The sequence below is a fragment of the Companilactobacillus halodurans genome (genome assembly GCF_009600985.1).
Taxonomy (GTDB): domain Bacteria; phylum Bacillota; class Bacilli; order Lactobacillales; family Lactobacillaceae; genus Companilactobacillus; species Companilactobacillus halodurans.
Window position 1 is genome coordinate 1 of the sequence record NZ_VDFP01000032.1, and the last position, 16,498, is coordinate 16,498.

The 16,498-nt window shown below is 36.3% G+C and carries 16 protein-coding genes; 4 read left to right on the top strand and 12 right to left on the bottom strand.

Going from position 1 to position 16,498, the window contains the following annotated elements:
• Positions 1-157: 157 nt before the first annotated feature.
• Both FHL06_RS11330 and FHL06_RS11335 read right to left on the bottom strand, forming a co-directional pair.
• Positions 158-649, bottom strand: a complete 492-nt coding sequence (locus tag FHL06_RS11330) for a sigma-70 RNA polymerase sigma factor region 4 domain-containing protein (protein WP_153386647.1) — start codon at positions 647-649, stop codon at positions 158-160.
• A gap of 166 nt (positions 650-815) precedes the next feature.
• Complete coding sequence (locus FHL06_RS11335) at positions 816-1,589, bottom strand: hypothetical protein (RefSeq protein ID WP_153386649.1); 774 nt, start codon at positions 1,587-1,589, stop codon at positions 816-818.
• A gap of 174 nt (positions 1,590-1,763) precedes the next feature.
• Between FHL06_RS11335 and FHL06_RS14950 the strand changes: the two genes are divergently transcribed.
• Positions 1,764-1,886 carry a hypothetical protein gene (locus tag FHL06_RS14950; RefSeq protein ID WP_272950467.1) on the top strand — a complete coding sequence of 41 codons (123 nt, stop codon included), beginning with the start codon at positions 1,764-1,766 and terminating at the stop codon, positions 1,884-1,886.
• A 225-nt stretch (positions 1,887-2,111) separates the two neighbouring features.
• Here the strand turns inward: FHL06_RS14950 and FHL06_RS11340 are convergent, their stop codons facing one another.
• From FHL06_RS11340 to FHL06_RS11385, 10 genes are all read right to left on the bottom strand, one after another.
• Positions 2,112-3,848 carry a glycoside hydrolase family 73 protein gene (locus FHL06_RS11340; RefSeq protein ID WP_153386651.1) on the bottom strand — a complete coding sequence of 579 codons (1,737 nt, stop codon included), beginning with the start codon at positions 3,846-3,848 and terminating at the stop codon, positions 2,112-2,114.
• Positions 3,849-4,000: 152 nt separating this feature from the next.
• On the bottom strand, positions 4,001-4,240 hold the full coding sequence (locus FHL06_RS11345) for a hypothetical protein (protein WP_153386653.1): 240 nt from the start codon (positions 4,238-4,240) through the stop codon (positions 4,001-4,003).
• 101 nt (positions 4,241-4,341) lie between these two features.
• Complete coding sequence (locus FHL06_RS11350; protein ID WP_337692557.1) at positions 4,342-5,691, bottom strand: DUF3329 domain-containing protein; 1,350 nt, start codon at positions 5,689-5,691, stop codon at positions 4,342-4,344.
• Between the two features lie 28 nt (positions 5,692-5,719).
• Positions 5,720-7,066 carry a DUF3329 domain-containing protein gene (locus FHL06_RS11355; RefSeq protein ID WP_337692558.1) on the bottom strand — a complete coding sequence of 449 codons (1,347 nt, stop codon included), beginning with the start codon at positions 7,064-7,066 and terminating at the stop codon, positions 5,720-5,722.
• Between the two features lie 69 nt (positions 7,067-7,135).
• Positions 7,136-8,185: an acyltransferase gene (locus tag FHL06_RS11360; RefSeq protein ID WP_337692559.1), complete on the bottom strand. Its 1,050-nt coding sequence runs from the start codon at positions 8,183-8,185 to the stop codon at positions 7,136-7,138.
• Entirely contained in the window at positions 8,176-9,867 is a 1,692-nt protein-coding gene (locus tag FHL06_RS11365; RefSeq protein WP_153386661.1) for a hypothetical protein, read from the bottom strand. The genes FHL06_RS11360 and FHL06_RS11365 overlap by 10 nt, the downstream gene beginning before the upstream one ends.
• A gap of 139 nt (positions 9,868-10,006) precedes the next feature.
• Positions 10,007-10,972, bottom strand: a complete 966-nt coding sequence (locus FHL06_RS11370; protein ID WP_153386663.1) for an ABC transporter substrate-binding protein — start codon at positions 10,970-10,972, stop codon at positions 10,007-10,009.
• 145 nt (positions 10,973-11,117) lie between these two features.
• A complete protein-coding gene (locus tag FHL06_RS11375) occupies positions 11,118-12,617 on the bottom strand; it encodes a hypothetical protein (RefSeq protein WP_153386665.1) in 1,500 nt (499 codons plus the stop codon).
• A 364-nt stretch (positions 12,618-12,981) separates the two neighbouring features.
• On the bottom strand, positions 12,982-13,194 hold the full coding sequence (locus FHL06_RS11380) for a DUF2922 domain-containing protein (protein WP_153386667.1): 213 nt from the start codon (positions 13,192-13,194) through the stop codon (positions 12,982-12,984).
• Positions 13,195-13,211: 17 nt separating this feature from the next.
• Positions 13,212-13,418: a hypothetical protein gene (locus tag FHL06_RS11385; protein ID WP_153386669.1), complete on the bottom strand. Its 207-nt coding sequence runs from the start codon at positions 13,416-13,418 to the stop codon at positions 13,212-13,214.
• A gap of 162 nt (positions 13,419-13,580) precedes the next feature.
• On the opposite strand from FHL06_RS11385, the gene FHL06_RS11390 reads away from it, so the two are divergent.
• From FHL06_RS11390 to FHL06_RS11400, 3 genes are all read left to right on the top strand, one after another.
• Positions 13,581-14,501: a hypothetical protein gene (locus FHL06_RS11390; protein WP_153386671.1), complete on the top strand. Its 921-nt coding sequence runs from the start codon at positions 13,581-13,583 to the stop codon at positions 14,499-14,501.
• Between the two features lie 226 nt (positions 14,502-14,727).
• Positions 14,728-15,186, top strand: coding sequence for a hypothetical protein (locus tag FHL06_RS11395; RefSeq protein WP_153386673.1), 459 nt, complete (start codon positions 14,728-14,730; stop codon positions 15,184-15,186).
• 133 nt (positions 15,187-15,319) lie between these two features.
• Positions 15,320-16,153, top strand: a complete 834-nt coding sequence (locus FHL06_RS11400; RefSeq protein WP_153386675.1) for an SLAP domain-containing protein — start codon at positions 15,320-15,322, stop codon at positions 16,151-16,153.
• Positions 16,154-16,498 lie beyond the last annotated feature (345 nt).

The window sequence follows — 16,498 nt, forward strand, 5'->3', positions numbered from 1 at the left end:
TAAACTACAAAACTCCACGGGAACTATTCACTAGTTTCTGTGGAGTTTAGAAATGTACTTTTCTGGTACTGATATATTTCGTATTTATTTTTGGACAAGTGGCTAACTTGTTCTTGTAATTTTCGAAAGTAATAAACCTGTAACCAGATGGTAAAATTTAAACTTCGTACATAACTCGTAATTTCTTCAAAAGTCTGTCACGACAGTACCTAAGAGCCCTTGTAGTTTTTTTATATTGTTTTGATAATATTACTAATGGCAGTCCATTAATGAAATATTCTTGCAATATAATTCTTTCTAAAACGCTCAAATCGCGATAATTCACAAATTCCAAAACGGACGTTAAAGCTTTTTCTGGCACCTGTTGAAAATCGTATTCTTCTAAAGAATGAAATTCTGTATAGCGTTTTTCTTGTCGCAACCAATCGAGCATCCGCCAGGTCAGTTTTTGATAGACGTAGACATTGAATTTAGTTAAGTCGTTATTTTTTTGACAGTAATCGACGTAAGTTTGGGCGTACAAAATCAAACCCTCTTGAAAGTAGTCTTCGTAGTCGACTCTAGTGGGATAAATGTGGACCCGTTTTAAAACACCGTGAATCAATCGTTGATTTTTTAATGCTTCTTCAAAACCTAATTCCAAATTCATATTGTGAGTTCTCCTAATTTACTCACAAGCGCTTGTGGTGGAATTAATATAACTGATTCAGCTCTGTAACATTAGTTGCCAAAATGAACAAAGAATCCTAATTTAAAGGGATTCTTATTTTGGTGCAAAATAAAAAACGCCTTTGCAGACGCTTTTCGGAATTATTTCAGTAAAGTTTTTTTAGTCTATCTAAATTTTGGCGATAAAATAACATCACGGTTTGTGGATACGCCGACTCAATGCCGATTTTGTTCAACAAGAACTTGGTCACTAAATCAAAAGTAAAACCAGCATCGTATAACTTACGAGCCAGCTTTTTATGCAACTTGCATTGGCAATTCTCAAATTTTCGAACTAACCCCGTTATCGGCGGAGGTTTTATCTCAGCTAAGCCAGCCTTAGCCACGCTTGAAATCATGGCAATCGATTTTTCGCTTGCAACGCAGACATTATGAATACGTTGTTCCAAATCGCCATGAGGGAAATTAAAGATAAGTTTATCGCCATTAACAGTAATCATATGAGCTTCTTTTTTATCTTGATGATACGACTGAATCCAATGCAATCCGACCCAGTCAGTACACTTGCGACTGCCTCCAGTCATTGGCATATATGAAGCGTAAGCATGGACGTAAGGCAAGTGATGCTTGAGTTCTAAGAAATCGGCGATTATTTTAGAAAAAGTAAAGCCGATACCGTTGACTCGTTTGAAATCATTCATTATTTCTTTAGTTGTCCGGTGATCAAAGAACACTCCTTTAGTTTGATGAACGACAATGGATTTTCCAAAGCGATAATTGAAGCGACTGATATTAAACAGTGCAATGATTTGATTATCAACTTCAAAGACTTTCTCCCTCATCATTTCTGGTATAAATTCAGTGCTTAATAAGTCTCTTTCAAAAATATCAATATTCCTGAACTGAAATAAAGATTTCATAAAATTGCTCCTAAGCATTATTTTTGTACCTTTTTAGTACGATTTGAATATACACAAAAAGCAATTTTTGAGATACCTTAAAATGCAGAATTTACGTACTTTTTACAATGTTTACAGAAAATATAAGATTTTTAAACAAATAAAAATAGTTTGGATAATTTAGGTTAGTGCAGGATGTCCGTCGTCCGTTCTGCTTTGTGGATGCTGGAACGTACTGGACGCAACTTTAAGCCAATTCCAGGTTCGGGAATTGTCTTAAAGATTGGTCTTTCACTAAGCGATAAAATCGCTAAGTGAAATTTCAGTACTGAGCATCCACAAAGCTGCCACTCCCGACTGGATAACGTTTTTATTTATTTATTTCAATCAATCTTAAAATCTCAAAGTAAAAAAACATCTATTTAGATAATAGTTTATCGACTATATATCTTAAATAGATGCTTTTGTTATTTAATTTAATAAAACCACTATTCAGTCTGAAATATTACACTAAAAAATTCAGAAAGAATGTTATTTTCTACTCTAATCTTCGTTGAAAATGCAATACTTGCCACTGATCCAGCCTGCGTTTACTTTGTACCAAGTTTGTCCGTCGACGATTTGCTTGGAAGTTACCCGCCAAGTTGTGCCATCTGCTAAACGAGTTCCGGTGAATTTGTTATTAGCAGCTGGGCTGTTGTAGACATTGACGCCATAGCCAGGAATGTAATTAATCTTAGCCATTCCAGAAACTGAAGTAACATAATTAGAACCTTTTACTTCCACGTCGTTAGCATTGACCCATTGATCAGTTGCTACTCGATACCATACTGAACCGTCGTTGTGGACTGACTTTTGGTCAATCTTCCAATCGGTTCCAGAAGCTAAGCTGACGGCTAAAGCGTTGTGCTTATCGTCATAGGCTCTAGCACTTGGTGTTGCCGTGACGTGAACAATATCTGGATAGGAACTGATTTGGTCTTCTTTATATTCATCGTCTTGTTGTTGCGACTTCAAAGTTACATCTGTTGCTAAAACATAGGCGTCTGTTCCTACAAAATAGAACGTATCGCCGTCGTCATCGACTACATAAGCTGTCGTAATCCATGAGGATTGATATGGCAAAACTCGATTAGTTGCGGCCTTCTTATTAGCAGCGCTGTATACTTTTGAACCGCTTTGATTGACCACAATTGCTGTATCAGAAATTTTTACTTGTGGATTGGATTTTTGCGAATCCAATTGAACATCGCTTGCTTTAACATATTCATTTGAAGCCACTTGATAATAAACTGTTCCATCAGCTGCAACCACTTTTGAAGAGACATGCCACTGGGTGTTGTAAGCCAAGGCACGGTTTGCAGCAATCTGATTAGGATTAGCGTTGATATAAATTGTGGCCGTATTTTTATTTGTGACTGTTGCGGTATCGTCCATAGCAGTTTGCGTACCACTCACGGAATTATCGCTGGTACCGCCAGTACTAGCTTCGTTATCGTATTGTGTCAAATTATAAGTCTCGATTATATTATTCAAAGTTGATGCATAAATGGGACTAGTTGCATAACGTCCTTGCAGCCAAGCCGTTGCATCTTTGTATGAAGAAGTATTCTCCTTCCAAGTGCCGCTGTAAAATTGCGGAGCACCACTGATTCCGTTTCTCAATAAACTTCCATTGTCCGCAAATGATTCGTAAGGACTAGGATATTTTCTAAAATTAGCATAGATGGTGTAATAGCCCTTATCAGCACTCCACTCAGAAGTTGGCATACTGACATAAGAACCATTATAGTCACCTTTGATTCCAAAATAATTGTTATATTGTGCCGACAAAGTTGATGTTCCCCAAGCACTCTCAACAATCGCTTGAGCCATCATGACTGAAGCATAGACGTTATACTTTGATCCCACTGTCTGAGCGATGGGACCGATTTTATTCAAGAAAGCCTGTTGCTGAGCTTGCGTCACGCCACTGGTTGCTGTCGCAGTCGTTGATTGCGTTAGTGCTGAAATGGCATTGGCTGGTAAAACACTATTAGTTCCCGATTTATTCTCGTTTGCTTCAATTTCATCAGCCGCATCCTCATTGATAGGAGCCCCCTGTTGATCCATAACACTGGCAACATTAGGATCTTTTGTCTGAGATGACTCTTGATCTTGGTCGTCTTGACTCTTGTCATCAGTCGAATCTGCAGCTTTTACTGGAGAAGCATTCGAAGATACACCAACTGCTGCTAGAAAACTAGCCAAAGCAGTAGAGGCAACCCATTTCTTATTCATAATTGTCTCCCTCCAATTTATAACTATAACTAAGAGTTAGACTACAATTAATCAATGGTTGCTTCAATAAAATCTTAAGAAATCTAACAATATTTAAACAAATATTGGCAAATTTAAATCTTTTTTAACAATTTATCTAAAAATATTTTCAATTATTCGTTGGTGTCGATGTAAGTTACGTATTCAGCCTCAATCCATTCGCCATCTTCAGCAATACGATAAAAGGCTTTACCGTCATCGCCAGTACCTTTAGCATCAGTGTACCAAGCTGATTCACCTTTAACATATTTATCTTGTAACATTTTGCGATTTACTTCATAAGTGTCAAACAAGAAGACGACATATCGACTGTCTTGGTTAACCCGAACAATACCATGCACATTTTCAAGCATTGTAATACCACCTTTGTAGTTAATACTAATTTTATTATACCTTAATTGGTCAAAAAAAGGAGGAGAATGGGACAACGCTTTTGTCCTACTCTCACCCCTATTTAATTGTGACCACTGATACTGTTAACATCAAAAAACTTCGATTCCCAAATATTCATCCAAGCATTAGGATATTTAGTCAATCCCACCGTACCTGAATAAGCATTGTAACTGCTCTTGGCAACTGTCATGATTTTTACATTAGGGTTTTGCTTAGCTTTTGGTTTAGAATGCGACTTTTCAATCGTCTCATATTGACCGGCAATTTGTTGATAACTCTTGTCGATGTCTTGATAAGCATTGAAGAAGCTGAACAAGAACAAAATCAGCATTGGCACTGTCAAAACAGACAAACTGATTTTTGCTTCATTAAAGAGTGCATAAATCAAAATGAAAAAGGCAATCCCGAGAAAGACAGCTCCACCAAAGAAAGTTCTTTGGGGATGTTCGGGCGACAAGACTAAAACCAAAATTGAAGCAAAATGTCCAATCGTAAAAATAATGGCACTGATTAAAGCATCAGAACTGATTTTCTTATAGTACAAAACTACCACCAATAAAATCAGCATCAAAACATAAATCACATAAAATTCTTGTAACGACATATAAACTATTTGACCAAAATCTAAAACCATTTGTCCAATCGAACGATGGACCGCACCACGCAAGCGATTCCCCGGTGCCAGCATCATGACGATAAAACCACAAGCTCCAAAGATTACGCTGATAACACTGTTCCAATTAACTTGACGCTCATTCAAATAATGCTTCCACATAAATAAGAGCACGATTAAAATTGCCGCTGGCCCAGAGTTTTCATTACTTGCCCCCGTCAAAAATCCAAGGACGATGGCAATTAATACTTGGACCCAAGTGGTTGGTTTATTTTGCAAGTTGAACCAGATGAAGCCCAGATAGATGATACTCATCCACAAATAGTTGCCAGCTCCAGAGACCCAAAGGACTGACTGACCAAATGATGGCAAGAAGAACCACAAGAACAAGAAGATAAAGGGCACGATGAAGAGTTTATTCTTCTTACCGGAAAGCTTGATGCTGAGTTTATTAATCAACATCATTAAAAAGACAAAAATCAAACTGTTAAAAATATCGAACGGTATCTTGGAATTGAACTGCATGAAAAATTGCACGACGGTGTGCGCTACAAAACGACCATTCCAATTCAAGTAGTGATTCCACATTGAATAGGGAATCAAAGCTGTCGTGATTTTTTGCATGTGCGGTTGAACGCTTGGCGTGTGGTAGACGAACCGATAGATGTAATCATCTGCCGTATAAAGCGTCTTCAAGTTCAACATGAAAACGACCGCAAAGACGACTAATAAAATCCCCCAATACCAATAATTCTCTTTACGAAAAACGCTTCTCTTGCTAGATATTTTATTAATAATAAAATCCCCTCACTATTAGCAAATTACGCTATTTTTGAAAATACCCACTAATTTGATTGACGCCGAAGAATTTCGATTCCCAAAGATTCATCCACGAATTTGGATCTTCAGCAATCCCAACGGTTCCGTTATAAGCATTATACTTGCTCTTTTGCGGCGTCAAAATTGCTACATTGGCGTTTTTAGGATTCTTTTTGCGTGCTGCTTCAATCCCCTTATATTGTTGCTCAACTTGATAATAGCTGATGCTGATATCGTGATAAGCGGGCATGAAACTGACAGCAAAGCAAGCTGCTGCAGCAACTGACGCGATTAATGGCAGTACCCTCATACCGCCAAAAATTGCATAAACAAGAATAAATAAAGCAATCCCTAAGAACATAATGCCCCCAAAGAAGGTCCGTTCTGGATATTCTGGCGACAGAGCCATCGCGTAAATGGCGGCGAAATGACCAACGGTAAAGAAAGCGACTGCCCAAAAAGTATTCCAATTGATTCGTTTAAGAATAATTGCCACAATCAATAAAACGACTAACAAGACATACAGTGGCACCATCTTTTGTTCAGTTAATTTAAAAATCCCCTTGGTGTTGGTCAAAATCGTTTGGAGCGTCCGATGAACTGCGCCTCTTTTTTGCGTACCAGGCGACATCATCATCGTTACGAAGCCTATCCCACTAAAAATAACTCCGATAATCGAATTCCAGCTGACTTTGTGATCAGTAATCAAGCGCTTGACCATAAATAACAAGACAATCAAGACCGCTGCTGGTCCAGAATTCTCGTTGCTGGCCCCAGCCAAAAATCCTAAAATAGCCGCAAAAATTGCTGTTAAGAAGCTCAATTTTGGATTTCTGAGATTATAGAGAATATAGCCTAGATAAATAATACTCATCCACAAATAATTACCCGAACCTGAGACCCAAAGGACTGATTGTCCGAAAAATGGGATGTAAAACCAAGTGAAGAAGAAAATCAACGGTAAAACAAAAGCATTGTGTTTTTGATGCGACAGTTTAGTTGCAAATCGATCGATAAAGACAATCAATAAAACGTAAATCAAACTATTACAAATATCAAAAACCATTTTGGAATTGAATTGCATGAAAAATTGCACGATAGAATGGGCGACGAAACGACCATTCCAATTTAAATAATGGTTCCACATCGAAAAGGGAATCGTCCAAGTCGTGATTCTTTCCATATGCGGTCTTACGCCAGCATTATGGTAGACAAAACGGTAGACATAGTCATCGGCTGTGTAAAGCGTTTTTAAATTCAAGACTAAAACAATGGCAAAGACGATTATTAAAATCCCAATCGATAAGATATGTTTTTTGACGAACCCATAAAAACTGCTTAATCCTTGCTTAATAACAAATCACCTTAATATCAAACTGATTTATCAATTCGATATCCTTTCTACATAAACAAATTAACTACCCTACAACATGATTTTTTTAATCAATGGAATCTTGCTTAAGATGAAGATGATAATTAGAGAAATCACGGTCGATAAGATGAAATTAGGAATAAAGTAATGAAAGCCAAATAATCCTTCAACTACCGCAATCGTTAGACCATGAACTAAGTAAACCCCATACGTCAATGGTGCGACGAATTCAATCGTCTTAGAAAGCCAAGTTGGATAATGAGTCTCAAAGGACTTCAACCAAGTAAAACATAATGCTGCAATCATCGGAATAATCAAATTAGAAATAATATTCAAATAACGTAAGTGATTGCCATCAGTCAAGAATCCTAAAATTATATTTATTGCTAACAATAGAACAATTATTAAAGCAACCTTGGTGCGGTTGAGTTGCCGGTGTCTAGCCTGCGTTAATTTATAGCCCAAGATGAAATATCCTAAACTTGACGATGAAGTGATGAACAGCATGCTATAGCCTTGGAAATAAGCTGACCACTGTTGCGGTACGGATGTGACTACGTTTGGTAAGAAGATGCTAGTCACAATCCACAAAATCAAAAGATAATTCATCAACTTATCGTCAATATTGTCGACTAGAGCTTTTAGTAATGGCGATAATAGATAAAGTCCCAGTAATGGATAAATGAACCAATAGGCCATCAAAACTGGTTGGTGATAAATCAAGGCCACACTCTTCAAGAAATCATGCATCTCAAAAGTTCTTTGAATCACTCGAATGAAAAAGGCACTTAGAACTGACCAAATCAAAAATGGTATTACGACCCGAACTAGTCGATGTTTGAAAAGATACCCCACATTGCGCGTTTTCTTGCTATTTAAAATCGTTGCTCCACTAATCATAAAGAACAATGGAACTGCAATTTCAGTGATAATTACCAAACCGTTAGCCACGTCCCAACTAAACGCCCCATCGCGAATGGAAAGTCGTGAAGCACAAGAATGGGCTAAGACAACCAGCATCATTGCCACTACCCGAATGACATCAATATAAATTACTCTTTTTTTCTCAAAAAATTTCCCCCAAAAATTAATTAACCAAATCTACTTCGTAATGAATAAAAATACTTTTCCACTGGTGTACCAAATAAAATTATGAACCAAGAAATAATCGTAACAATCATGGCAAAGCCAAATAACTTGCGATTGCCATAAGTTAAATGAATCGTTAATCGATCATAATCTTTAGGTGCCTTAATCATGACTGATCCCCGTTTACTCAAAGTAATGGGAACTGACTTGCCGTTAAGACTCGCTTTGGTGTACTTATATCTCACAAATGGCAAATCTAATTTATCGCCTTTCTTAATATCGGTAAAAGTAAAATTGCTTCCTTTATCGACTGGCAAAGGTGCTTGATTGGAAACTTTGCCATTTAAAAAGACTTGGTGCTGAACTACGGAATCGAGTTCTTTTTGTCCAGTTACTGGAACGTACTGAGCTAAATAAGTATCCGGAATATTACCTTCATTAATCCGTTTTTGGTCAATGACTAATTTAGCCGAAGAAACTAGCGAAGTTTTCGCTGTTAAATCAATCGTCGTCAACCACAGACCGCCAGTAATCACCGTCACAACTCCTAAAATTGCTATGAAATATTTTTCAAGACCTGCTTTTAAAATAATTGCTAAAATATAAGTCATAACGACTGAACCGAATAAAGTCGTAAACATCAATAGTCGATAAGGAAATTGAATGACCTCAATGGAAGTGTTTTGAAAAATCTTCCATGGAAACAGACTGGTCGATAATAAGAAAGTTCCGATGAATAACAGATAAGTAGCTTTTAGAACGCCACTGAATTTCTTGAAAACAATGATTCCTAAAACCATTGCGATTAACAAAATTAAACCAATATTATAAGCATTATTTTCAACCAAACGATGCGTATCGTTAATCAAACTTGAGTAAAGCAACTTACCTAAATCTTGGCCTTGAAGAATTTGTCGATCAGGTACGCCATATTTTTGGAAGAGTTCTTCACTAATAAAGGGTACGGTAAAAATCAAAGTCATCAAAATCGTCGAAACAACCGCTTTCAAGAGGTTGAAAAGTCGTTGTTTTGAAAATTTTAATTTGACTACAAAAATCACCATGATTAAGACAAACATAATAATGCACAAGAAAGTACTCAAGACATGCGTGAAAATAATCAAAGACATGCCGATTGCCAAAATCTTCCACTGCTTGCCATCGCCGAAGAACAATTCATAAAAGCCCAAGAAACACAGCGGCAAAAAGATAGTCGCAATGTATTCAGCTAAAGATGCTCTAGTGAATAATTCAATCAAGCGATAATTGCTGAAGTTATAAACCATCGCAAATAATAAAGCTAATTTTGTGCTGCCGGAAAATTTTTTCATGGCATAGTGACTTATCAACAGCGAAATGAAAAAGAAGAACAGCAAGCCTAAATAGTAAGCACTAATCCAGTTGCCGGTGAGATGGAAAAGAAAGTAAAACGGCAACAAGGTTAGCCACGGATAAAAGATGTTGACTCCATAACCGATATTTCCAAAATTAGTCGTGGAAATATTTGAAAACAATAAGCCACCTTGATAATTGTTCGACAACCCCATCAAACGTTGAAACTGATAATAAATGTCATCGCCATTCCAGACAAAATTTCTCTTATAGGACAGATACATTAATACCGACACTAATAAGTAGAACAAGCAAAGCATCATTATCTTGAAATATTTCTGATTCATTTTAAATTTTTCCACAATAATCCCCTAAAAATGTAGCAGAATAATTCGTACCTTACTATAATATCAAATTAACGATTAAAGAACAGTGGCTTATAAGCAATAAATAGATATAAAAATAACGTATCCTGCATATTTGGATACGTTATTTCTATATCTATTTAATATTTTTAACTTTTAGAGTATTTTTTTTGTAATTGATTTTACCCTTGTAAAGTTTTTGTGATTTAGCATATTTAAAGGCTTTCTTGAAATCAGATTTCTTAACCTTGTGAATCTTCTTGAACTTAACATTAATCTTAGTAATAATCTTAGCACCCTTGTTACTGATACCAAAGTTTCTCAATGGGGCACTAGCCATACCATAATCATTGATACGGTTGATTTGTTTGATTTGGTCATCCATAACGCTAGTTAAGATTTGGGTTGAAGAACGATTCTTCTTGGCAAAATCATTGTTGATAATCAAAACATTGCCATTGTCACCACTGATTTTTTGACGATTCAAAATCTTAGCACCATTACCTTTAGCATCACTGATAGCTGGATCTTCCAAAACGGCAGCATCAACTTCGCCAGACTTCAAAGAATTAACCCGGTCGCTGTCAGCGTCTATTTGTTTGACCTTAACACTCGAATACTTAACTTTGTGTTTCTTCAAGATTTTCTTCAAATATTGTTTGGAAGCGTCATTTTTATCAATGGCAATCGTCTTGCCCTTTAGACTCTTGAAACTCTTATATTTCTTGTTAGCAACCAAAGCGTGGTAACCAGGTAAAGTTCCAGCAACTTTCCAAGTTGGATTGGACTTGACCAAGGAAGCATAACTAACTAAATTACTAGCTGCAACATTAACTGTTCCATCTTTAATAGCTTGATTCAATTCAGTATTGGAATTATAGACTTTGACTTCAACATCAATATTATTCTTCTTAAAAGCAGAACTATTGTCAGCCATACCAGCTGGAATACCAGCGGCATTTTTAATCGTACCAATAGTAATCTTATCAGCACCTTGTTCATCAGCAGCTTTAACTTGACTGAGACCAACAAATGGTAAAGTTCCCAAAATCAAAAGAAAAGTCGCAAAGACAATCCCTAATTTTTTCAAATTACGTGACATAATAAACTCCTTTGTATATTAATTGCACTCTTCAATTCTAATCGATTGCCTAATTTTACGCTACCTTCAAAGTCATTCTTATAGGATTTTTAGACAAAAAAAAACTCGCTTTCGCGAGTCTTTAATTTTTACAAACTAGGAAGGCCTAGTATGCTGAGTAGTGTACACCACTACCTGCTTGTACCCATTCGCCAGTTGCAACACGGTATACTGTGTCACCAGAAGCGTTTGTAGCTTTCTTATCTGTGTACCATTCTGAGTTACCGGCTACCATACGACCTGTAACAGCTTCGCCATTATCATTGTATAGAACATAGATGAATGATGAAGGACCGTCAAGTGTAACTTTACCGTTGATGTTTTGAACATCTGTGTATTCACCAGTAGTTGAACCTGAGTTGCTGCCATCTGAGAATGTTACATCGTCAGCATCAATCCATTCGCCAGTTGCAACACGGTATTGAACATCACCGTTTGAATTAGTACGTTTTTGATCAGTTGCCCAATCAGTATTCTTAGCTAATGCACGGTTTGTAATTGTGTCGTTGTTGTCATCTTTAAGTGTGTAGTATGCAGCATCATTCTTTGTTGTAACAACACCCTTGTTAGCAGTTGTTGTCCAGTCTGCTGCTTCTGCTGAGCCAGCATTAATGGCACGTGTTAATGTAATTGTTGCACCATTGTCTCCTGAAGCAGCAGCAATTGTACCATTATTTGTATTTGCATAAGTTACACCATTAATAGTATATGATCCATCTGATGAATCCTTTAATTGATTTTCCAAATAATTATCTAAAGTACTACTCTTAACTGATTTAACCACGATATTTTGATAATATGTCGTATCAGCAGCGAAACCATCAGTTCCAATTGTTGCTACTCCAGTTGTTCCATCATTTTTTTCAGCATCCTTCAAAGTTGTGTAATATGTAGAAGCTGGAGATACTGATAGAACTTGATCAGCATTACCAACTAATTCTGCACCTGTTTGATCTTTAATAGAAACATTGCTTACAGAACTATCAAGTTTTGTAGCAACAGGATTTGAATTAGCTTCAACACTAATTGGTGTTGTATATGTGACAGCAGCCTTTGTTGTTGAAGATGTTGTTGTTGTTGCAGGTGTAAATGTAATTGTCTTTGTACCTGTAGTAGCAGCAGAACTAGCCGATGTCTTGTACGAGTAAGCAATGTCAAATGTAACAGCATTACCTAATGAGAGATTCTTGTTAACATCTCCAACTGACAATGCAGTTTTTGATCCACTGAGATAAGCTTGAACTGATGTGATTGTTGCTGGATTAGTAGCATCAGCAAATGAAGTATCATCAGCTGAATTTACCTTTGATTGCTCAATCAATGAATCGCCAAACACAGCTGTTGGTGTTGTTGATAAATTTGTACCATAAGTAGTACCTTGAACTAAATCAAAAGTTCTAATTGTATCACTTGTACTATAAGTCTTATCTCTAAATTGACCAAGATAATCAGTAGCACCATCTGCAGTAGTGTATGCGACTTCTGTTTCTGCTGGATCTGTAGTTGCTTGAACTGTAGTTGCGTTTGAGACAACAGGAGCAGCGATTGGTGCAACAGCTAGAAGTGTTGCAGCAGCGATTCCTGCGTATTTAATATTTTTTTTCAATGTTAATCCTCCCCTGGACTACAAGAATTTATTATTTAATTGTTTAGTGGGCTACCCCACTGACAATCATTATATGAAACTCCGGCTTTTTAATCAACTTAAAATTATAAAGTCGACGTTTTTGTAACATTTTTGTATTAAATATCACAAATTTGTAATATTTGAATAAATAATTATAAGCAATTTGCAAATTTAATTAAATAAATAACTAAAACTCAAAGCGATTACAATTAATGTCCAAACGAATCCTTTATAGTGTTAAACCAATCAAAAAGAGCCTACCCTTATTCTAGTCGAATTAAGTGGCAGGCTCAAGGTTTATCCTTTAAAAAGTTGAATAATTCTATCTAAATAGTGCCTTACTTTAAAAAACAGTGGTTTCAGTACGGTCAATATAGCTGGCACCAACGGTTGTCGCATACAATTGGACAGTATTTCTTTCAAAAAGTTTACTGGCTGAAATCTTCTCCATAGCAGCTTTGGTTGCATTTTCGTCTAATCCTGACTTGACATAGTTTAAAACCAAGTTCTTCTTTTGACCTTCTGCAGTTTGAAATTTCAATTGTAATTTTTTCATTTTGTCTACTCCCCTTCTTATTCAGCACCTAGTTCATCGTGTTTGATTACTTCTGATCCTAAAAATACATCCCCATCAGATAATAGTAGTAATCCGTCAGAAAACATTTTAATTTGTTCTTGTGTCGGATTTTCAATGATGTTGTTATAAGTCGTTGATTTCTTTCCTTTATTGTACTTGTCGTTTCCCATGGTAATAATGATTGATGTCTTTTTCCAACTCATTTGTCTAACCTCTTTTATTTTATTTTTGTAAGTTTTTGCGGCCGCTTTAAGTAACTTACACAGATAATAACGAGCGACAACTTTCAAAACGGAAACGGTTTTTGAAATTTTTTTAGACATGGTATAATTCACGCAGGACTTTTATATGGAGGAATTTGGGAAATGAAAAAAGCATTATTACTTGCAACAACTAGTTTAGTTCTAGTCTTAGCTGGCTGTGGTAATTCTTCAGCCTCATCAGACAAGAGTAGCAGTAACAATGACACTTATAAAACGGAGATGACTAAGGGAAATAACTCCGTCGACAAGAAACATTATCAAACAGCTGCTGACCATTATCAATCAGCTGTCAAGGCTAAGAAGACTAAAAAAGCAACTGAATCTAAGAAACAAGCTACTAACTTCGCTAAAGTTTCAAATTATATGGATAAGTTAGAATTTTCAGATGCTAAAAAAGCTTTGCGAACGATTAAGAACCAAGACAACGGTAATAAGACGATGGTCAAGCGTTCTAAGTCGCTGATTAAAAAAGTTGATAAGATTCAAACTAATCGCAGCAATTACAAATTGGATATTAAAAACGCCAAAACACTCATCGACGCTGGCACTAACGACCAAGCTAAGTCTCTATTAGAACAAGTAACGACTGCTAAGGGCATTAAGGGTAAATACTATGTGGATCTTTATAAGAAAGCTAATAAGCTCTTAAAATCGATTCCAAGCACTAATACAGCCATTAAAGCTGATAATCAAACCACTACTGATAACAACACTAATAATACCGATACGAATACTAATAACGCAGACACAAATACTACCGATACAACGACTGACAACAATTCTTCAACTGATGACCAAAGCAACAATCCTGCTGCTAATGGTGATTTCGATGTTGAAAAAAAGGAAGTCAACGGTAAGAAGATTACTGATCAAGATATCGCCAATGCTCGTCAACAATTGACTGACCAAGGGGTCAAGACAGTTGGAGCTTGGAGCGACAACGATATTATCCGTGCTATCAAGAATGCGGCAGCTGATGGTCGTACAACTATCGAGCCTTCTGATGCTAAGGTAAGACAATAAGTTATAAATTTTTAAGGCTCTCATTTTGAGAGTCTTTTTTTATTACAAAAAGATTGATATTTGATTGCAACTGTAATCTCTATTAATAGAAGTTATTGGAAGTTTTATTACAGAAATTTCGTAATTTAAGCAAAAAAACTGGCGTGATTTCTCTTCAATTCCTGTATACAATTTCATTTCCCAAAGGCTATAATATTTAGGTTAGAACAAATTATCGGAGTGCCATATGACCCAAAAAATCAAGCAATTCAAGAATCGGGCTGTCTGGATAATTTTTATTCTTATCTTGCTGGCAGCTTTTAGTATTCCGCAATTAATCAAGAATTCCCACTGTGCTCCCTACTATTACCACGCAGGCAATCAAATCACTTTGGAGAATAAATCGACTCACAAGTTAAATGATTATCAAAAAAAGCAATTTATCTGCTTAGCTCGTCATGCTATCGACCAACGAGATGGTCCCTTTGATTGGAACAACTATCAGAATGTTTCGATTAGCGTCTATAAAATGAAGACGCCGAGTGAATACGGCTTAATCTATAAAATCAAACCGCAGATTCGGTCCAAAAAAGATACCATCACTAATTCAGTTATCATCAAACTGGCTGACCGAGATCTCAAGGGCAAACGCCAATTTACTATCAAAGACTATTCGTCTGGTTTCTCGAATTTTTTAAACAACTGATGAAAAATCGTCTAAGTCGAAAATTTAAAGAAATCATAATGTTTCTATTAACTCTTCCTTAAACCTCTTGTGTTATGGAGGATTGCATTATAGCTTTAATGTGAACCGCAAAATAAAACGAGGAGGTCAAACGATGAAAAAGAACAAAGCTTTAATCGGAACAGCATTAGCACTTTTAATTGCTCCAACCGTACTGTCTAATTTGTCACCTCAAACCGTAAGTGCGGCAGATGTATCAGATATCGGTTTAGTAGGTACTGTTAACGGTAGTGGCGTTCTTGTTGATGATCAAGGTCAAACTATCACAAGTACTTTTCTTCCTAACAATAGTTCTTGGAAGCTCGGCAATTCTAAGCAAATCAACGGTATAACTTATTACCAAGTTGCTACCAACGAATGGATTGCAGCTAATAGTTTAAACATTAGTAATCAACAAGCTCAGACACAAAGTCAAACTACTGATAACACGCAAGTTGTTGATTCTGGTCAAGTTGGAACAGCTAAATGGTCGACTTCGGTTGTCAATAGCCAAGGTCAAGCTATCTCTGGCGTTACGATTCCAACTGGCAGTTCTTGGACGATTGGCAATACCACTGAGATAAATGGCGTTTCCTATGTTCAAATTGCGACTGACGAATATGTACAAAGCAGTGCGTTGAATATTATTTCAGCTGCTGATCAAACGCCAACGCAATCACAAGAACAAGTTCAAGAGCAATCTGTTGTGGGTACGGTCGTTAATGGTCCCGCCAATGTTTATGATACTTCGATGGATTCTTTCTCCGGCCGTCAATTAGCTGACGGTTCACAGTGGAAAGTCGGCCAAATGGTTCAAAACAAATATGGTTATAAATTCTATCAAGTTTCAAACAATGAGTGGACACAAAGTGAAAATATGCAGTTGAATCAAGATTCGCAAGCAAACGTTACGAGCGAACCTGAATTTGCAACATCAGTCACACAATAATTAGGGATAAGTTATATTTAATTTTTTATATTTCACAAATTCTTCACATTTACTATCTACCATGGTAGTTGGTAAACAAGAATGTTGATTTACTATCATATTTAATAAACAAACTAATATATAACCTTCCTCCCTAATATAGGTTAGAGCCTCCTTTCTAGGAGGTTTTTTATTTTCTTGATAATTTCGGTGAATCAAAAAAGTAGGACTTCTGAGTTATTTAGGCTGTACGATAAATAAAGTTGATAGGTATTTTGCCATCAACTTTATTTTTGTATACCATTTATTAGTAATAACCATTTAAGAACACCAAAAAAGGACACCATTCATGCCCTTTAGATGTTC

What these genes read in the sequence shown, in the direction of transcription:
- FHL06_RS11370 (WP_153386663.1), bottom strand. Translation starts at nt 10,972, where the DNA reads ATGTCACGTAATTTGAAAAAATTAGGGATTGTCTTTGCGACTTTTCTT.
- FHL06_RS11385 (WP_153386669.1), bottom strand. Translation starts at nt 13,418, where the DNA reads ATGAGTTGGAAAAAGACATCAATCATTATTACCATGGGAAACGACAAG.
- FHL06_RS11335 (WP_153386649.1), bottom strand. Translation starts at nt 1,589, where the DNA reads ATGAAATCTTTATTTCAGTTCAGGAATATTGATATTTTTGAAAGAGAC.
- FHL06_RS11330 (WP_153386647.1), bottom strand. Translation starts at nt 649, where the DNA reads ATGAATTTGGAATTAGGTTTTGAAGAAGCATTAAAAAATCAACGATTG.
- FHL06_RS11395 (WP_153386673.1), top strand. Translation starts at nt 14,728, where the DNA reads ATGACCCAAAAAATCAAGCAATTCAAGAATCGGGCTGTCTGGATAATT.
- FHL06_RS11390 (WP_153386671.1), top strand. Translation starts at nt 13,581, where the DNA reads ATGAAAAAAGCATTATTACTTGCAACAACTAGTTTAGTTCTAGTCTTA.
- FHL06_RS11340 (WP_153386651.1), bottom strand. Translation starts at nt 3,848, where the DNA reads ATGAATAAGAAATGGGTTGCCTCTACTGCTTTGGCTAGTTTTCTAGCA.
- FHL06_RS11345 (WP_153386653.1), bottom strand. Translation starts at nt 4,240, where the DNA reads ATGCTTGAAAATGTGCATGGTATTGTTCGGGTTAACCAAGACAGTCGA.
- FHL06_RS14950 (WP_272950467.1), top strand. Translation starts at nt 1,764, where the DNA reads ATGTCCGTCGTCCGTTCTGCTTTGTGGATGCTGGAACGTACTGGACGC.
- FHL06_RS11380 (WP_153386667.1), bottom strand. Translation starts at nt 13,194, where the DNA reads ATGAAAAAATTACAATTGAAATTTCAAACTGCAGAAGGTCAAAAGAAG.
- FHL06_RS11400 (WP_153386675.1), top strand. Translation starts at nt 15,320, where the DNA reads ATGAAAAAGAACAAAGCTTTAATCGGAACAGCATTAGCACTTTTAATT.